Annotated in this window: 14 protein-coding genes; 5 read left to right on the top strand and 9 right to left on the bottom strand. The window is 63.5% G+C overall.

The annotated features are described in order from the left end of the window. Positions 1–414: 414 nt before the first annotated feature. The 3 genes from AC5ZGW_RS29680 to AC5ZGW_RS29670 all read right to left on the bottom strand — a co-directional run bounded on the left by AC5ZGW_RS29680 (position 415) and on the right by AC5ZGW_RS29670 (position 3078). Positions 415–2277, bottom strand: coding sequence for an ABC-F family ATP-binding cassette domain-containing protein (locus tag AC5ZGW_RS29680; RefSeq protein WP_130228043.1), 1863 nt, complete (start codon positions 2275–2277; stop codon positions 415–417). A gap of 163 nt (positions 2278–2440) precedes the next feature. Continuing rightward, positions 2441–2641, bottom strand: coding sequence for a hypothetical protein (locus AC5ZGW_RS29675; protein ID WP_130228044.1), 201 nt, complete (start codon positions 2639–2641; stop codon positions 2441–2443). A gap of 188 nt (positions 2642–2829) precedes the next feature. Beyond that, positions 2830–3078 carry a hypothetical protein gene (locus AC5ZGW_RS29670; protein ID WP_028165897.1) on the bottom strand — a complete coding sequence of 83 codons (249 nt, stop codon included), beginning with the start codon at positions 3076–3078 and terminating at the stop codon, positions 2830–2832. A 353-nt stretch (positions 3079–3431) separates the two neighbouring features. Between AC5ZGW_RS29670 and ndk the strand changes: the two genes are divergently transcribed. Together ndk and AC5ZGW_RS29660 are read left to right on the top strand one after the other, a co-directional pair. Next, positions 3432–3854 carry a nucleoside-diphosphate kinase gene (ndk, locus tag AC5ZGW_RS29665; RefSeq protein WP_028165896.1) on the top strand — a complete coding sequence of 141 codons (423 nt, stop codon included), beginning with the start codon at positions 3432–3434 and terminating at the stop codon, positions 3852–3854. Between the two features lie 175 nt (positions 3855–4029). Next, positions 4030–4869, top strand: a complete 840-nt coding sequence (locus AC5ZGW_RS29660) for a TerC family protein (protein WP_130228045.1) — start codon at positions 4030–4032, stop codon at positions 4867–4869. Between the two features lie 316 nt (positions 4870–5185). On the opposite strand, the gene ppx is transcribed toward AC5ZGW_RS29660, so the two are convergent. The 4 genes from ppx to AC5ZGW_RS29640 all read right to left on the bottom strand — a co-directional run bounded on the left by ppx (position 5186) and on the right by AC5ZGW_RS29640 (position 10427). Next, positions 5186–6688, bottom strand: a complete 1503-nt coding sequence (gene ppx, locus AC5ZGW_RS29655; protein WP_130228046.1) for an exopolyphosphatase — start codon at positions 6686–6688, stop codon at positions 5186–5188. 124 nt (positions 6689–6812) lie between these two features. Continuing rightward, positions 6813–8993: an RNA degradosome polyphosphate kinase gene (locus tag AC5ZGW_RS29650; protein WP_130228047.1), complete on the bottom strand. Its 2181-nt coding sequence runs from the start codon at positions 8991–8993 to the stop codon at positions 6813–6815. A gap of 128 nt (positions 8994–9121) precedes the next feature. Next, a complete protein-coding gene (locus tag AC5ZGW_RS29645) occupies positions 9122–9799 on the bottom strand; it encodes a P-loop NTPase family protein (protein WP_130228048.1) in 678 nt (225 codons plus the stop codon). Between the two features lie 85 nt (positions 9800–9884). After that, positions 9885–10427, bottom strand: a complete 543-nt coding sequence (locus tag AC5ZGW_RS29640) for a CDP-alcohol phosphatidyltransferase family protein (RefSeq protein WP_028165891.1) — start codon at positions 10425–10427, stop codon at positions 9885–9887. A 159-nt stretch (positions 10428–10586) separates the two neighbouring features. Here AC5ZGW_RS29640 and purM point away from each other — a divergent pair, with 159 nt between their 5' ends. Both purM and purN read left to right on the top strand, forming a co-directional pair. Continuing rightward, positions 10587–11660: a phosphoribosylformylglycinamidine cyclo-ligase gene (gene purM, locus AC5ZGW_RS29635; protein WP_474419427.1), complete on the top strand. Its 1074-nt coding sequence runs from the start codon at positions 10587–10589 to the stop codon at positions 11658–11660. Beyond that, positions 11657–12310, top strand: a complete 654-nt coding sequence (purN, locus tag AC5ZGW_RS29630) for a phosphoribosylglycinamide formyltransferase (protein WP_130228049.1) — start codon at positions 11657–11659, stop codon at positions 12308–12310. Before purM ends, purN begins: the two co-directional genes overlap by 4 nt. A 90-nt stretch (positions 12311–12400) precedes the next feature. On the opposite strand, the gene AC5ZGW_RS29625 is transcribed toward purN, so the two are convergent. After that, positions 12401–12604 (bottom strand): cold-shock protein, encoded by a 204-nt coding sequence (locus AC5ZGW_RS29625; protein WP_028165888.1) that lies wholly within the window; start codon positions 12602–12604, stop codon positions 12401–12403. A 372-nt stretch (positions 12605–12976) separates the two neighbouring features. Here AC5ZGW_RS29625 and AC5ZGW_RS29620 point away from each other — a divergent pair, with 372 nt between their 5' ends. Continuing rightward, entirely contained in the window at positions 12977–14158 is a 1182-nt protein-coding gene (locus AC5ZGW_RS29620; RefSeq protein WP_130228050.1) for an autotransporter outer membrane beta-barrel domain-containing protein, read from the top strand. Here the strand turns inward: AC5ZGW_RS29620 and AC5ZGW_RS29615 are convergent. Beyond that, positions 14148–15212 (bottom strand): LysR family transcriptional regulator, encoded by a 1065-nt coding sequence (locus AC5ZGW_RS29615; protein WP_245474897.1) that lies wholly within the window; start codon positions 15210–15212, stop codon positions 14148–14150. The two genes, AC5ZGW_RS29620 and AC5ZGW_RS29615, sit on opposite strands and share 11 nt — an antisense overlap. Positions 15213–15266 lie beyond the last annotated feature (54 nt).

The raw sequence follows: 15266 nt of genomic DNA, 5'->3' as shown, positions 1-15266 counted from the left end.
CGTTCGTCTTTCGCAACACCCGCGTCCACCGCATCTCACCGCAACGTTCGTGACGATCGCGACCCGCCCCTCATCTGGGTGAGACGCGCGGAGTCATAGTGCTGATTTGCCCGACGGCGAAAGCGGAATGTTTTTTGCGCGAGGGCTGGACGGGCCAAATCACCTTGATTGAATTAAAGAAAATCGCGCGAACGATACGACGTCGTCATGCCCAGGCAAAAGCGCGAAGCGCGTCTTCGCGCAGATGTCCCGGGCATCCACGTCATTCCACGCGCTCGAGAACGTGGATGGCCGGGTCAAGCCCGGCCATGACGGTGAGGAGGGAGTGTCGCGCCCCGGAATGACGGAGAGTGAGGGGTCCGTGGCATCCCTCGAGACACCGCTTCGCAACTCCTCGAGATGAGGACGCATGGGCTAACCCGCCGCTTCATCCGAGAGCGAGCTTGCTTCCAGCCATTCTTCTTCGGCGCGCTGCAGTGCGGTTTCTGCGCCGGCGCGTGCCTGGGCGAGTTGTGCTGCCTGCTTCGGATCGCGTGTGAACAGGTCCGGCAGCGCGAGCGCCGCGTCGATCTTGGCAATGATGCCGGTGATGCGTTCGATCTCGGCTTCGGCTTGCGCGATCCGCTGCTTCGGAGGGATGCGCTTCTCGCTTTTCGGACGCTCGGGCTTGGTGCTCTCCTTGCTGCGTTCGCGCGAAGCCGGGCGTATCTCATTCGCGGACAATATCGTCCTGCGGTAGTCGTCGAGATCGCCGTCATAGCTCGTCACGGTGTGGTTGGCGACGACCCAGAGCCGGTCGGCGCAGGCCTCGATCAGGTAGCGGTCGTGCGAGACCATCAGCACGGCGCCGGGAAAATCATTGATCGCCTCGGCGAGCGCGGCGCGGCTGTCGATGTCGAGATGGTTGGTCGGCTCGTCCAGGATGATCATGTTGGGCGCGGCGAAGGTCGCAAGGCCGAGCAGCAGCCGTGCCTTCTCGCCGCCCGACAGGCTCTTCACCAGCGTATCCCCCGCCTTGCCGGAAAAGCCGATGGCACCGACGCGAGCGCGTACCTTGCTCTCCGGCGCATCCGGCATCAGCTTGCGGATGTGGTCGTAGGGCGAACCGTCGAGATTGAGCTCGTCGACCTGATGCTGCGCGAAATAGCCGACCGAGAGCTTTTCCGCGCGCGTGATCTTGCCGGAGAACGGCGCGAGGCGGCCCGCGAGCAGCTTCACCAGGGTCGACTTGCCGTTGCCGTTGGCACCTAACAGCGCAATGCGGTCGTCGGTATCGATGCGCAGCGTCACGCGGTTCAGCACGGGCTTGTTCGCATCATAGCCGACAGCGACGTCATCGACGGCGATGATCGGCGGCGACAGCGTCTTCTCGGGCACCGGAAACGAGATCTCGTGTACGTCCTGCGTCACCAGCGCGGTGACCGGCTTCATCCGCTCCAGCATCTTCATCCGCGATTGCGCCTGCCGCGCCTTCGAAGCCTTGGCCTTGAATCGGTCGACGAAGGCCTGCAGCCGCTTGCGCTCCTCAGCCTGGCGCTTGGCGTGCTTTGCATCGAGCATTTCGCGCGTGGCACGCTGCTCCTCGAACGAGGAATAGGTCCCCTTGTAGAGCGTCAGCCTGCGGTGATCGAGATGCAGGATCTGGTCCACGGAGGTGTCGAGCAGGTCGCGGTCATGGCTGATCACGATCACGGTACGCGGATAGTGGGCAAGATGATCCTCCAGCCACAGCGTGCCTTCGAGGTCGAGATAGTTGGTCGGCTCGTCCAGCAGCAACAAATCGGGCGCCGCAAACAGCGTCGCGGCAAGCGCAACCCGCATGCGCCAGCCGCCGGAAAATTCGGCGCATGACCGCGCCTGGTCGGCCGCCGAAAAGCCGAGGCCGCTGAGGATCGCGGCGGCGCGGGCAGGGGCGGAATGGGCGTCGATGTCGACGAGCCGGGTCTGGATTTCCGCGATCCGGTGCGGATCGTGCGCAGTCTCGGCTTCGCGCAGCAGCGCGTCGCGTTCGATATCTGCCTTCAGCACGATCTCGATTAGGCTTTCGGGACCATTGGGCGCTTCCTGCGCGAGGCTGCCGATCCGCCAGCGCGGCGGAATCGTGATGCTGCCGGCTTCGAGCGGAAGATCACCGCGGATGGCATGAAACAGCGTCGACTTGCCGACACCATTGCGGCCGACAAAGCCGACCCGGGCGCCGGGAATGATCTGGACCGAGCTGTTCTCGATCAGAAGCCGCCCGGCGATGCGGACGGATATGTCGGAGATAGAAAGCATGCGGCGTTGTCACCGGAGCCGCCGCCAAACGCAACCCATCACTCCGGTAAATTATGCTCCAGCTTTTCAACTTTGCAGAGTTGCTCGCTCGACCCCGCGGGGCCTTCCTTCGTTTGAGCATGATCTTTTCGGAAAGCCGGTTTCCACTTTTCCGGATCATGCTCTAATGCAGGCCGTCTTCCTCGCGCCGGCGCAGCTCGTTCAAGAGATGCTGCAACTGAGAGGTCAGCGACGACTCCGGGCGCAAGCTTTGCTGCAGCCGTTCGCCGACCGCGTCGCAAATGGACCGGCAGGTCTTGTGATCGAGCAGCTCAAAATCAGCGTGGCTTCGGCTATTCATGATCGGTCTCTCGGCGAGTTCCATCTCGCCTTGCTTGAGCGAAAGCTCGCAAGGTCAAGTCCGACAGGCTGAATTTGTTTCCGATTGTCGCGCATCGACATCCTCGCTCGCAGGTAGCAGACCAGCGGGTTCCATGCGCAAAAAAAGCCCCGGCGTTGCGGCCGGGGCGCTCAAGTCTTGGGGGAGTTTAGGTTGGGGGAGTTCTGGTCAGGTCAGTAGCAGCGGTTGACGAGGCGCCAGCGGGGGCCCCAAGGGGTCGGCACCAGGCGGCGCGTGTAGCAGCCGCCATAGCCGGGGCCGCCGTAGTAGGCGGGGCCGCCGACAACGACGCGCGGACCCCAGCCCCAGCCACGATGCCAGCCACCGTGCCAACCGTCCCATGCCGAGGCGGAGGTCGGCGCCAGCGCAGCCGCGCCGAGCGAGGCCGCGGCAAGAGCGACAAGCGAGAATTTACGTAGCATGGTCGTCTCCTCGAGTTTCGGCGCCGTCGGAAGCGCCGGCGGTGACAATATCGCCCGTGACGCCCTCGCTTTAGCTGTGTGGACAAGCTTCGAAGGCGTCCGATCGATGCAGAGCTTAGGCCGCGCCGCCTGAACGGGAGCGCGACGGCTGCTACAGAATGGGTTCACGTTCGTGAAATTGTCGTAATCCGGGCCGGCTAAGGCTGTGCCGGCCCCGGGGGCTGACGCTGATCCTGATCGCCAAATCGTGCCCAAACTAAAGGGCGAGGGCGACACCGGGTCGCTTGCCGTCGCAGGATCACGCCGATATAAGCCCCCGCAACTCGTTAACCAGCGTTTGCAAGGACGATATTATGGCGACTGAACGCACTTTCTCGATCATCAAGCCCGACGCGACGGAGCGTAACCTGACCGGCGCGGTCAACGCACTGATCGAGAAGGCCGGGCTCCGAATCGTGGCCCAGAAGCGGATTCGCATGACCCGTGAGCAGGCCGAGACCTTCTATGCCGTCCACAAGGCGCGCCCGTTCTTCGGCGAGCTGGTCGAGTTCATGACCTCCGGCCCGGTCGTGGTCCAGGTGCTGGAAGGCGAGGGGGCGATCGCCAAATACCGCGACGTGATGGGCGCCACCGATCCGTCCAAGGCCGCCGAAGGCACAATCCGCAAGCTCCATGCGAAATCGATCGGCGAGAATTCCGTGCATGGATCCGATGCTCCGGAGACGGCCGCGATCGAGATCGCGCAGTTCTTCTCGGGCAACGAGATCGTCGGCTAATACGCTGGAGGAGTTTCGGTTCTGATGGAATTCAGAACCGAAACTCTAGATTCTTGTTTTGACGCGTTTTCTTCACGCGAACCGGTGCCCACTTCGCTCGAAAACGCTCTAATACAACGAAGTTGCGGCGGGCTGAGCGTCGCGAGGGGTGGCCGCAAGGCCGAAAGGAAGCGCTGTGGACTGGCTGTGGCAGATCGTTGATCCCGCGAATCTCGCGGCTTTCTTCACGCAGTTCAAGAGCGAGATGGCGACCTCGACGTTTTGGGTCGCCGTCGGCAAGATCATCTGGATCAATGTGCTGTTGTCGGGCGACAACGCCTTGGTGATCGCGCTGGCCTGCCGCGGGCTCGCGCCGCGCCAGCGGCTGTGGGGCATGATCTTCGGCGCGGCGGCCGCGGTGATTTTGCGCATCATCTTCACCGGCATCGTCGCGACCTTGATGGAATTCCCCTACCTCAAGCTCGTCGGCGGGTTGGCGCTGATCGTGATCGCAGCAAAGCTGCTCGTTCCCGAACATGATGACGAGGACAGCGTGGATGCGGCCGCGCATCTATGGGCGGCGGTGCAGATCGTCGTCGTCGCCGACATCGTCATGAGCCTTGACAACGTGATCGCGGTTGCCGCCGCTGCCAATGGCAGCGTGCCGCTTCTGGTGCTCGGCCTTGCGATCAGCGTGCCCCTGATCGTCGCGGGCGCGGCGTTGATCATGGCACTGCTCAGCAAACTGCCGGTGCTGGTCTGGGCCGGCGCGGCCCTGCTCGGGTGGATCGCCGGCGATGTGATCGCGACCGATCCGGCGGTCGATCCCAAGCTCGATGCGCTGTTTGCCGGTCCGGTCGGCAATACGCTCGATTCCTGGCTGGGCACGCTCGGCATCGGTCCGCATTTTGCCGGCGGCGGCCATGGCGGCGAGATCGCGCTGGCGCTGCTTGGCGTCATCGTGGTGCTGGTCGTCGGATCGATCTGGCGCCGGCGCGCGCTGCATCACGCCGAGCGGGCCGCCAAGGCGGCGTAGCGTATAAAATTACGTCGACTTGCATCCGCGATGAATGCTGCGCTCCCTCTCCCGCTCGCGGGCAGGAGTATCGCATATAGCTGTTTGATGGCCGTGAACGAGGCGGGCCTCATGGTTCTCCGAGCGATGCAGCATCGTCTCGAGACGCGCCGCAGGCGGCGCTCCTCACCATGAGGGTCTAAGATTCCGCCGCGAAATCAGACCTGAGGAGCCCGCCAAAGGCGGGCGTCTCGAAGGATGGGCTGCGAAGGAACTCCCAACCAAGTTCTATTTCATATGCGATAGCCCTGCCAGCAAGCGGGGGAGGTGAAAGTCGCTAGCGCCGTACGATCGAACCGGTGCGTCCGACCAGACGCGCCAGTTGCCTGAAGCGGCTGCCGACGCGGTCGGCGACGAGATCGACCATCCGGTGCTCGAACACCAGCATGAGTTTGCGTCCGTCGGTGCGGAAATGGGTTGCCGGCAGCACGCCGGGCCGTGCCGCCGAGATCAGGTGCGCGACGCGAAACGCGGCGCCAAGCAGGCGCGCGCGTTCGAGCATCGTGTGCGGCACCATCTCCTGGACGATTTCCGGCGGTTCGTTCTCCAAGCTCAGGCCGGCGTAGCGGTAGAATACCGAGAGCGCGACGAAGGTGCGGCCCTGATGGGTGATCGAGCCGAAATTGCCGTTGGTGATGAGGCTGAGCGTTTCCTCGCCGCGGTGATCGGGATGCACCCGCCAGCCGATATCAGACAACAGGCAGGCGGCATGGCGCAGCCTACGGTCCTCGTCGGTCTCGCGCAGCCTCACGACGCGCACCAGCCGATCGGTCCAGGCGATCAGTTCCTCCGCGTGGCGTGCCGATCGCGAGAGCAGGCCGTTCATGGTCTGCGCTGCGCAGATCAGGCCATCCTTGGCGCGCTCGGCTGGCGGCAGCATTTCGTAGAACAGGCCTTCGCGCACGCCGAAGGTGGAGAACACGATCGTCTTCGGCTTTGCCACCCGGATGATGTATTCAAGAACGAGCGCGGCGTAGGTGAGCAGCGGCCGCCGCGCGTCGGCCACAGCCTCGATATTGGCGAGCAAATTGGCGGCCGCCAGCCGGCGCAAGCGCTGCGCGAAATCGAGCGCGTCAGCGGCGGGAATCGAGTAGCCGTGCATCACCTTGAGCGGATAGCCGCTCTGGATGATGTGAATGCGCGCCAGCGCGCGCCAGGTGCCGCCGACCGCGTAGAAATTGCGGCCGCGGCCCGCCTTAAGTTGCGGAACCTCGGACAGTTCGTTGCGGACGATGCGCTCGGCGCGTTTCAGCGATTTGTGCGAGAGGTCCTGCAGCGCGAGGCTGCCGAGCGGCAGCGTCACGCCGCTGTGGACGCGATTGCCCTTGACGTCGATCAGTTCGACCGAGCCGCCGCCGAGATCGCCGACGATGCCGTCGGGCTTGTGCACGCCGGAGACGACGCCCAGGGCGGAGAGCTTGGCTTCCCGTGGGCCTGATAGAATCTCGATCCGCGTTCCGCAGATGCGCTCGGCCTCGGCGATGAAATCGGCACCGTTCCTGGCGTCGCGACAGGCGGCGGTCGCGATCGCATAGACGCGGCCGACCCTCTGGATCCGGCACAGCGCGCGAAACCGCCGCAGCGCCGTCAGCGCCTTTGCGACCGCATCCTCGGCAAGAAGCCCGGTGCTCTGCACCTCGCGGCCGAGACCGCACAGCGCCTTCTCGTTGAACAGCGTGGTGAGGTTACGTGACAGCGACTCGTAGATCACGAGACGCACCGAGTTGGAGCCAATATCGATGACAGCGACGCTGGTAGCGCGCTTGCGCGGTCGCTTCACCGGAAAGTCCCCTTGTGGTGGCTAGAGCATTTTCGGTTCTGATTGAATCAGAACCGAAGCTCTAGATTGTTGTTTTGACGCGTTTTCTTCACGCGAACCGGTGTCCACTTCGCTCGAAAACGCTCTAGCGCTCGTTGCGGCGAGTGAGACGGCGCGGTGAAGATTCCTTGAGAGACTTTCCACGGCCCGACAGACTCGGATTCGTCATGAAGTAATTATGAAGGTTGAAAGGCTCTTCGCCTTTCGCGGCCTTCATACGCGTTGACGATCCATCGGGCAACAATCGCCAGCTCTGCTCCGTATCCTTCAGATTCGCGACCATGATCTGTTCGAGAACCTGCTGATGCACCGTGGGATTTTGCAGCGGGCAGAGCACCTCGACACGGCGGTCGAGGTTCCGCGGCATCATGTCGGCAGAGGAGATATACACAGCCGCTTTCGCGCTGGGCAGCCCATATCCCATGCCGAAGCAATAGATTCGGCCGTGTTCCAGGAAGCGGCCGATCACCGATTTGACGCGGATGTTCTCGGAAAGTCCTGATAACCCCGGCCTGAGGCAGCAGATGCCGCGCACCACGAGCTCGATCGGCACTCCCGCCTGCGATGCTTCATAGAGCGCGTCGATGATGTCGGGGTCGACGAGCGAGTTCATCTTCATCCAGATCGCGGCCGGCCGGCCATGACGCGCGTGACCGATCTCGCCCTGGATGTGCTCGATGATGCGCTTGCGCAGCGTGAGCGGCGACACCGCCATCTTTTCGATGTCGCTCGGCTCGGCATAGCCGGTGACGTAGTTGAACACGCGCGCGGCGTCGCGGCCGATGACCGGATCGCAGGTGAAGTAGGAGAGATCGGTGTAGATGCGGGCGGTCACCGGATGGTAGTTGCCGGTGCCGGTGTGGACGTAAGTGGTAAGATTGCTGCCCTCGCGGCGCACCACCATCGACAATTTGGCGTGGGTCTTGAGCTCGATGAAGCCGTAGACCACCTGCACGCCGGCGCGTTCGAGGTCGCGCGCCCAGCGGATGTTGGCTTCCTCGTCGAAGCGGGCCTTCAGCTCGATCAGCGCCGTGACCGACTTGCCGGCCTCAGCCGCTTCCGCGAGCGCGCGCACGATCGGTGAATTCTGCGAGGTGCGATAGAGCGTCTGCTTGATGGCGACGACCTCGGGATCGCGTGCGGCCTGCTGCAGGAACTGCACCACGACGTCGAAGGATTCGTAGGGGTGGTGGACGATCAGGTCCTTCTGGCGGATCGCGGCAAAAATATCGCCGCCATGGTCGCGCACCCGTTCCGGATGGCGCGGCACATAGGGGGTGAATTCGAGATCGGGCCGGTCGAGCCGGGTGAGTTGCGACAGCTCGTTCATGGCCAGCACGCCGTCGACCAGGAAAACCTCGTCGTCGGCGGCGTTGAGTGCGTGCTGCACGAACAGGCGCAGCTCCTCCGGCATCTTGGCCTCGATCTCCAGCCGGATCACCGATCCGCGCCGGCGTCGCTTCAACGCGGTCTCGAACGTGCGGACGAGGTCTTCGGCTTCTTCTTCGATTTCGATTTCGGAGTCGCGGATGACGCGGAAGGCGCCCTGGCCCATGACCGTGTAGCCCGGGAACAGACGTCCGATGAAGAGGCCGGTGGCCTGCTCCAGTGTGATCAGGCGCAGCCGGCCCTCACTGGGGATGCGGATGAAGCGGTCAATCTTGCCGGGCATGCGGATCAGCGCGTTCATCGCCTTGCCGTCGGAGATCCGGGACAATTGCAGCGCCACCGTGAAGCCGAGGTTGGGAATGAACGGGAAGGGATGTGCCGGATCGATCGCGAGCGGTGTCAGCAGCGGGAAGATGCTGTGGAGGAAATGATCCTCGATCCAGGCCCGCTCCGTCTTGGTGGCGTCTCGCCCGTCGACGAGCTGGATGCCGACTTCCGAGAGCATCGTGCGCAGGTCGCTCCAGATCGCCTGCTGGTCGGAGGCGAGCTTGGAGACGGTCTGGTTGATCAGGACGAGCTGTTCGGATGGCGTCAGCCCGTCAGGGCTGCGCTCCGGGATGCCTTCACGGACCTGCGCCTTGATACCGGCGACGCGGACCATGAAGAACTCGTCGAGGTTATTGGCTGAAATCGACAGGAATCTCACCCGCTCGAGCGCGGGGTGGCCGGGATTGACGGCCTCTTCCAGCACGCGGCGATTGAAATGCAGCCAGGAAAGCTCGCGGTTGATGAAGCGCTCGGGGCTCGTCGCGATCGCCGGTAGCCCTTCAGCAACCTGTTCTTTCTCTTGTACTTCAATAGGTTGTGCCGATTCCATGAAGTTCTCGATCCATTCGAGTTCAGGCCCAGAGCCACTTAAGCAAATGCAACGCAAACCCTGTGATAAGTGGATGACGTTTCGATGACATTGACGTTCCGGAAGCCCGCGCCGTCAAGTCACAGGGATCAGGCGTTGCGCCACAGTTCCGCTGCCAGCGCCCGCGTCACCGGCCGGCCGAGCCGCAGCGCCTCGGTGTCGAGCAGCTCCACCGCCTGGCGGGCGGCGGCGTAGGAACGCTCGATCCGGCTGGCGAGATAGCTCACCAGTGATTCGTCTACGGTCATCTGTCGGTCCGTGCAGTATTTGATGATCAGGCCGCGAAACAAGAGATCGTCTGGCGGCAACAATGACACGGCCGGTACCGCGCGCAGCCGTGACCGGAGGTCGCGCAATTCGATCTCGAACGCGGAGGGCGGAATGCGAGCGGTCATCAGCACGAAGGCTTCGTCCTGGCGGGCAAGATTGAGCAAGTGAAACATCGCGCGCTCATCGAAGCCGTGCGGGTTCAGGTCTTCGACCACGAGTGCACCGGTCGCAAGGTCCGCCGGCACGGTCTCGGCCGACAGTGCGTGCGCCGCTGTCGAGCGCGCGCCGGCGCGCTCGGCCCAGATCGCGGCGAGGTGGCTTTTGCCCGCTCCTTCGGGGCCGACCAGCAGCATGATGCGGTTCGGCCAGTCGGGCCAGCTCTCGATCAGAGCAAGGCCGGCCTCATTCGCCGTTCCCTCCAGGAAGTCGTCGCGGGTCAGGCTCTCCGCATGCGGCAACGCCAACGCAAGCTGACGAGGGTGAACGCTACCTGCCACGCAAACTCTCCGGGACTTCCGTTCTCTTGACGCGTTTTCTTTACGCGAACCGGTGCCCACTTCGCGCGAAAACGCTCTTTACGCTCTAACGCGCTTCGATCGTGCTCATGTGCCGCACCCACTCCACGAGATAGAGGGAGACGGAAACCAAAGTAAAGATGGTGACAAATCCCATCAGGATCAGATCGTAAGGCCTTGGCTGGAAACCGAAACCGAGCGAGGCCAGCACCAGGGCTGCGAAGGCAACCTGAGCCCCCGTGTTAAGTTTCGAGACCATCAGCGGTTTTATCTCGACCGGCTTGTCGAACAGCCAGGACACGATCACAGCCGCTACGATCATGATGTCGCGCGAGACCACGAGGATGACGAGCCAGCGCGGCACCGCGCCCCAGATCCCGAGCGCGACGTAGATCGACACCAGCAGCGCCTTGTCGGCCAGCGGATCGAGCAGCGCGCCAAGCTCGCTCGTCATGTTGAAGCGCTTGGCGAGGAAACCGTCGACGGCGTCGCTGACGCCGGCAATCACGAAGATCGCAAACGCGATTTCCATCTGGCTGGAGACGATCGCCCAGACGATGACCGGCACCAGAATGATGCGGCCCAGCGTGATGATATTGGGTATGCTCAACTCGGTCGCTTCCCGGCTACCGGCCTGAATTCACGGAAGATTCGGCCCTTTTGGGGGCTGAGCCGGCTGTTATCTACATAGTATACCGCCTGCCGCCTTGCGAGCCATTGCGCGGGGGCGGAATTCCTCGTAACCAGCCGTCTTCAACTGGAATTTTGCATGACCGAGCGCAAGAACGGCCTCACTTACGCGGATTCCGGCGTCGACATCGATGCCGGCAACCGGCTGGTCGATCTGATCAAGCCGATGGTCCGCGCCACCGCGCGCGCCGGCGCAGACGCCGAGATCGGCGGCTTCGGGGGTCTGTTCGACCTGAAGGCGGCCGGCTTCAAGGATCCCGTGCTGGTGGCCGCGACCGATGGCGTCGGCACCAAGGTCAAGATCGCGATCGAGACCGGGCTGCATGACGGGATCGGCATCGACCTGGTGGCGATGTCGGTCAACGACCTCGTGGTGCAGGGCGCGGAACCGCTGTTCTTCCTCGACTATTTTGCCTGCGGCAAGCTCGACCCGGAGGCGACCGCCGCGATCGTCGCGGGTGTCGCCGAGGGCTGCCGCGAATCCGGCTGCGCGCTGATCGGCGGCGAGACCGCGGAGATGCCGGGGCTCTACAAGGACGGCGATTACGACCTTGCCGGGTTTGCAGTCGGCGCCGCCGAACGCGGGACGCTCTTGCCGCGGCCGGATATCGCCATCGGCGATGCCGTGATCGGCCTTGCTTCCTCCGGCGTTCACTCCAACGGATTTTCGCTGGTGCGCAAGATCGTCGAGCAGTCGCGCGTCAGCTTCGACGCGCCGGCGCCGTTCTCGCCGGTCATGACGCTCGGCGGCGCGCTGCTGGCGCCGACCAAGCTCTATGTCAAATCGTGCCTGCGCGCGATCCGTGAGACCGGGGCGATCAAGGGGCTCGCCCACATCACCGGCGGCGGCTTCACCGACAACATTCCGCGGGTGCTGCCGAAGCATCTGGGCGTCGGTATCGATCTGGCCCGGCTGCCGGTGCTGCCGGTGTTCAAATGGCTGGCGGAAGCGGGCGGCATCGCCGAGCTCGAACTGCTGCGCACCTTCAACTGCGGCATCGGCATGATCGCGATCGTGAAAGCGGATGCGGTCGAGCGCGTCATGGAGGTGTTCATCGAAAGCGGCGAGACCGTGACGCTGCTCGGTGAGGTGATCCACGCGACCGGCGATCATCGCGTCGTCTACAACGGCCATCTCGATCTTTCGCAATGAAGCGCAAAGTCGCCATCCTGATTTCCGGGCGCGGATCGAACATGGTCGCGCTGATCGAGGCCGCGAAGGCGGAAGGCTTTCCGGCCGAGATCGTTGTGGTGATCTCCAACCGCGCCGACGCCGCGGGTCTCGCCAAGGCCAGCGCGAGCGGCATTCCGACCATCGTCATCGAGAGCAAGCCGTTCGGCAAGGACCGCGCCGGCTTCGAGGCGATGCTGCAGCGTGCGCTCGACGAGAAGAACGTCGAACTGATCTGCCTCGGCGGCTTCATGCGGCTGTTCACGGCTGAATTCGTGCAGCGCTGGTACGGCAGGATGCTCAACATCCATCCGTCGCTATTGCCGTGCTTCCCCGGCCTCGATCCGCATGGTCAGGCGCTCAAGGCCGGCGTGAAGATCTCGGGTGCAACCGTGCATTTCGTGATCCCGGAGACCGACGCCGGGCCGATCGTGGTGCAGGGCGCGGTGGCGGTCGCCGATGACGATACGCCGGAGACGCTGGCGGCCCGCGTCATCCAGATCGAGCACCAGATCTATCCGGAAGCGCTGCGGCTGCTTGCGGCAGGCCGGCTCAGGCTGGAGGGCGATGTCTGCAAGACCGCGGAGAGCGCAAAGCTATCCGGCACGCTGATTTCGCCCGCGGCGAAATAGTGCAACGCTACATCTGACGCCATAAAGAAATCCCCCCGGGGTGATGCCGGGGGTAGCAATCATGATTGCCTGAGTGGATCGTGATGGAGTCTAGGAGACCTTGAGGTTTTCCGCGGATGCCTTGCCGCGGTTCTCCACCAGGTCGTACTCGATCGTTTGGTTTTCGTTGAGCGTAGAGAGTCCCGCACGCTCAACCGCCGAGATATGGACGAAGACGTCCTTGTCGCCGACGGCCGGCTTGATGAACCCATAACCCTTGGTCGGGTTGAACCACTTGACGGTACCCTTCGGCATCGCCTGTCTCCTCGTCTAGACGTAAAAAAGACGCGGCCACGCTTCGCGCGTGCCACGCCACAAACCGGCTTCCGGCAGTCTGATCAAATTCCGATTCTTAGACTTCAAGGTCACGAAACGCACAGTCGAACGGCCCAATCCGATTGTACCGGCGATTGCAACACGAAAATTGCGGGTTAGCAAGCCTTTGGTGTGCCACGGAAAATCGGTGCTCCGCGGCAACGCCTGTGGCCGATCGACAACAACGTTGCGGCTTCGGGCGAAGTGTGCCGGGCCGCGCGATTGACGGTCCCGGCGAGTTAAGGGCAAATCGGCCGATATCGATCGCTTTTTTCGCATTTTTCAGGCTCGCGTCGTTTGGGAATTAAATACATGCGCTGCTCGTGGCGTCCGTCGCGAGCAAGCTCCGCCGGAGGGGGCCGCGGCCTTGCATGGGCGTTTGCGGCCGCGCTTTGCCTGGCCATCGGCACGATCGGTTCGGCGCAGGCGCAATCGCGGCCGCCGACGATGCCCACACTAACCCCGACTCCACCCCCAGCGCCGAGCCCGACGCCGAGCGTAAGTCGGGCGCCGATCCCGTCGCCGAGAGCCAGCATCGTTAACGCCGATCTCGCGGCGGGCCCGGCGATAGCCAATCTTGGCAGCAACTTCCTGGAGCGGATCGGCAACCAGGCGACCAGTGGCTTCAACCGCTTATGGCGGACCAACCCCGGTGGAGGAGGTGCCTCCGAGAGCGTCGAGGCGCCGCGCTTTCGCACCTGGTTCGAGGGCTACGGCATCTCCGCGCGCAACGACGCCGTCGGGGATTTCGTCGGCGACCGCCGCAAGACCTGGGGCGGGGTGGCCGGCATCGGTGCGCGGATCGCCCCAGGCGTCAATCTCGGTTTCTCCGTCGACCAGAGCCGCACCGACATCGAAGTGCCTCTCGCGCTGCAATCGGCGGCCATCGACCTGACCCAGCTCGGTGCCCACGCCACCGTCGACAAGGGACCGTGGACCTGGGCGATCGCCGTGGTGCACGGCTTCGGCAACATCCGCTCCAGTCGCGATACCGGTCTTGGTTTTGCCGCGGCGGGTTACAACGCCAAGCTCGATGGCGCGCTGAGCGAGCTCAGCTATTACTGGGACAAGGACCAGAGCCGCATCGTGCCGAAGGCGAGCCTCGAATATGTCCGCGTCAGGACCGGATCGTTCCAGGAATTCGGCGGCCTCGATCCCGTTTTTGCCAGCGCCGCCACCGTGGAGCGGATGCGGGTCATGATCGGGGTGGAAGTCGGACACTACTGGATCTTCGACCAGAAGGTGTTCGACCTCTCAGCCTATGGCAAGTTCGTCGACAATGTCGCGCAGAACTTTGGCGATATCACCGTCAGCCTCGGCAGCCAGAGCATCACGCTGCAGGGCATTGCCGAAAGCCAATACGGCGCAGATGCCGGCGCGGCGGCGTCGCTCAGCCTGACCAATGCCGCGCGGCTCTATCTCAACTACGACGGCAAATTCCGCGCCGCGATGCAGTCGCACCAGGGCACACTCGGCGTCGAGTTCAAGTGGTAGTGGCCCCCGTCGGGAAAGGCTTTGGAGCCACGTAGTTCTGCAATCCGAAATGTTCGCGCGATCCCACCATCAACGGCGTCAATTCGTCGGGATGGATGAATTCGTCTCGGAAGCAGGCATAGACCTTGGGATCGAAGATGCTCTTCAGCCATTCGATCATCAGCGTGTGACGGTCCGAGTGGCGGAACTGACGATGATAGCAGAGCCATAGATCCAGTTGGTGGTTGACGCCGAGGTCGACTGCGACCAGCGGCGCGCCGAGCGCAATCACCGAGCTCGGCAGGAAGCCGATTCCCGCGCCCTGTTCGACGGCGTAGAGCGCGGCCACGCTGGAATTGGTGGAGATGCCGACGATGCCCTCCAGCGAGTCCACGCCGAGGATCCGCTTGTAGGTGCCGTCGCCATGCGGCACGCCATCCTGCTTGACGATGCGATGGTGTCTTAGCTCGTCGAGCGACGTCGGCAGGCCGTAGGCATCGCAATAGGCTTTCGAGGCGAAAGCGTGGATGTGCAACCGGCCGATCTTCGTCGCGATCAGTTCGGGATCGCTGGGGCGCTCGACCTGCAGCGAGATGTCCGCCTCCTGCCGCGGAACTTCAGCGCAGTCAGATACGCAACGCAGCTCGACGATGATGTTGCGGTAGGTCCGCTCGAACGTGATCAGCCGCGGCAGCACCCAGAAGTTCCCGGGTGCCTCGGTCACCGCGATCCGCACGGTGCCGCTCACCTCCGCCGGCGCCCGCGCGCGCCTGACGATGTTGAGGCTGAGACGCTCCATCTGTTCCACATCGAACAGCAGCGCCCGTCCTTCGCCGGTCAGCGCCAGTTGTGCCTCGTCGCGCGAAAACAGTTGGCAGCCGAGATCGTCCTCGAGCTTGTCGATCTTGCGCATCATTGCGGTTGCCGGCACGCCGAGGACGTCGGCGGCGCGGCTGAAGCTGCGGCTCCGTGCGCAGAGCAGGAACACCCGCAAATCTCCCCACTCAGGGCGAAGCGCGTCTTCAAGTTTCTTGCGCTGCATGGGCGCAGCGCTGCCGACCAGATCATGCGGCATACGTTTCTTGTCCCGTGTAAAGGGATGATGCCGCAACCTATGGGATGAAAGTGC

Source organism: Bradyrhizobium sp. Crot121 (genome assembly GCF_059512385.1).
This window is presented reverse-complemented; position numbering and strand designations above follow the sequence as displayed.

Excerpts from the sequence above, each read along its gene's own strand:
- AC5ZGW_RS29680 (WP_130228043.1), bottom strand. The coding sequence starts at position 2,277 with ATGCTTTCTATCTCCGACATATCCGTCCGCATCGCCGGGCGGCTTCTG.
- AC5ZGW_RS29675 (WP_130228044.1), bottom strand. The coding sequence starts at position 2,641 with ATGGAACTCGCCGAGAGACCGATCATGAATAGCCGAAGCCACGCTGAT.
- AC5ZGW_RS29670 (WP_028165897.1), bottom strand. The coding sequence starts at position 3,078 with ATGCTACGTAAATTCTCGCTTGTCGCTCTTGCCGCGGCCTCGCTCGGC.
- ndk (WP_028165896.1), top strand. The coding sequence starts at position 3,432 with ATGGCGACTGAACGCACTTTCTCGATCATCAAGCCCGACGCGACGGAG.
- AC5ZGW_RS29650 (WP_130228047.1), bottom strand. The coding sequence starts at position 8,993 with ATGGAATCGGCACAACCTATTGAAGTACAAGAGAAAGAACAGGTTGCT.
- purM (WP_474419427.1), top strand. The coding sequence starts at position 10,587 with ATGACCGAGCGCAAGAACGGCCTCACTTACGCGGATTCCGGCGTCGAC.
- purN (WP_130228049.1), top strand. The coding sequence starts at position 11,657 with ATGAAGCGCAAAGTCGCCATCCTGATTTCCGGGCGCGGATCGAACATG.
- AC5ZGW_RS29625 (WP_028165888.1), bottom strand. The coding sequence starts at position 12,604 with ATGCCGAAGGGTACCGTCAAGTGGTTCAACCCGACCAAGGGTTATGGG.
- AC5ZGW_RS29620 (WP_130228050.1), top strand. The coding sequence starts at position 12,977 with ATGCGCTGCTCGTGGCGTCCGTCGCGAGCAAGCTCCGCCGGAGGGGGC.
- AC5ZGW_RS29615 (WP_245474897.1), bottom strand. The coding sequence starts at position 15,212 with ATGCCGCATGATCTGGTCGGCAGCGCTGCGCCCATGCAGCGCAAGAAA.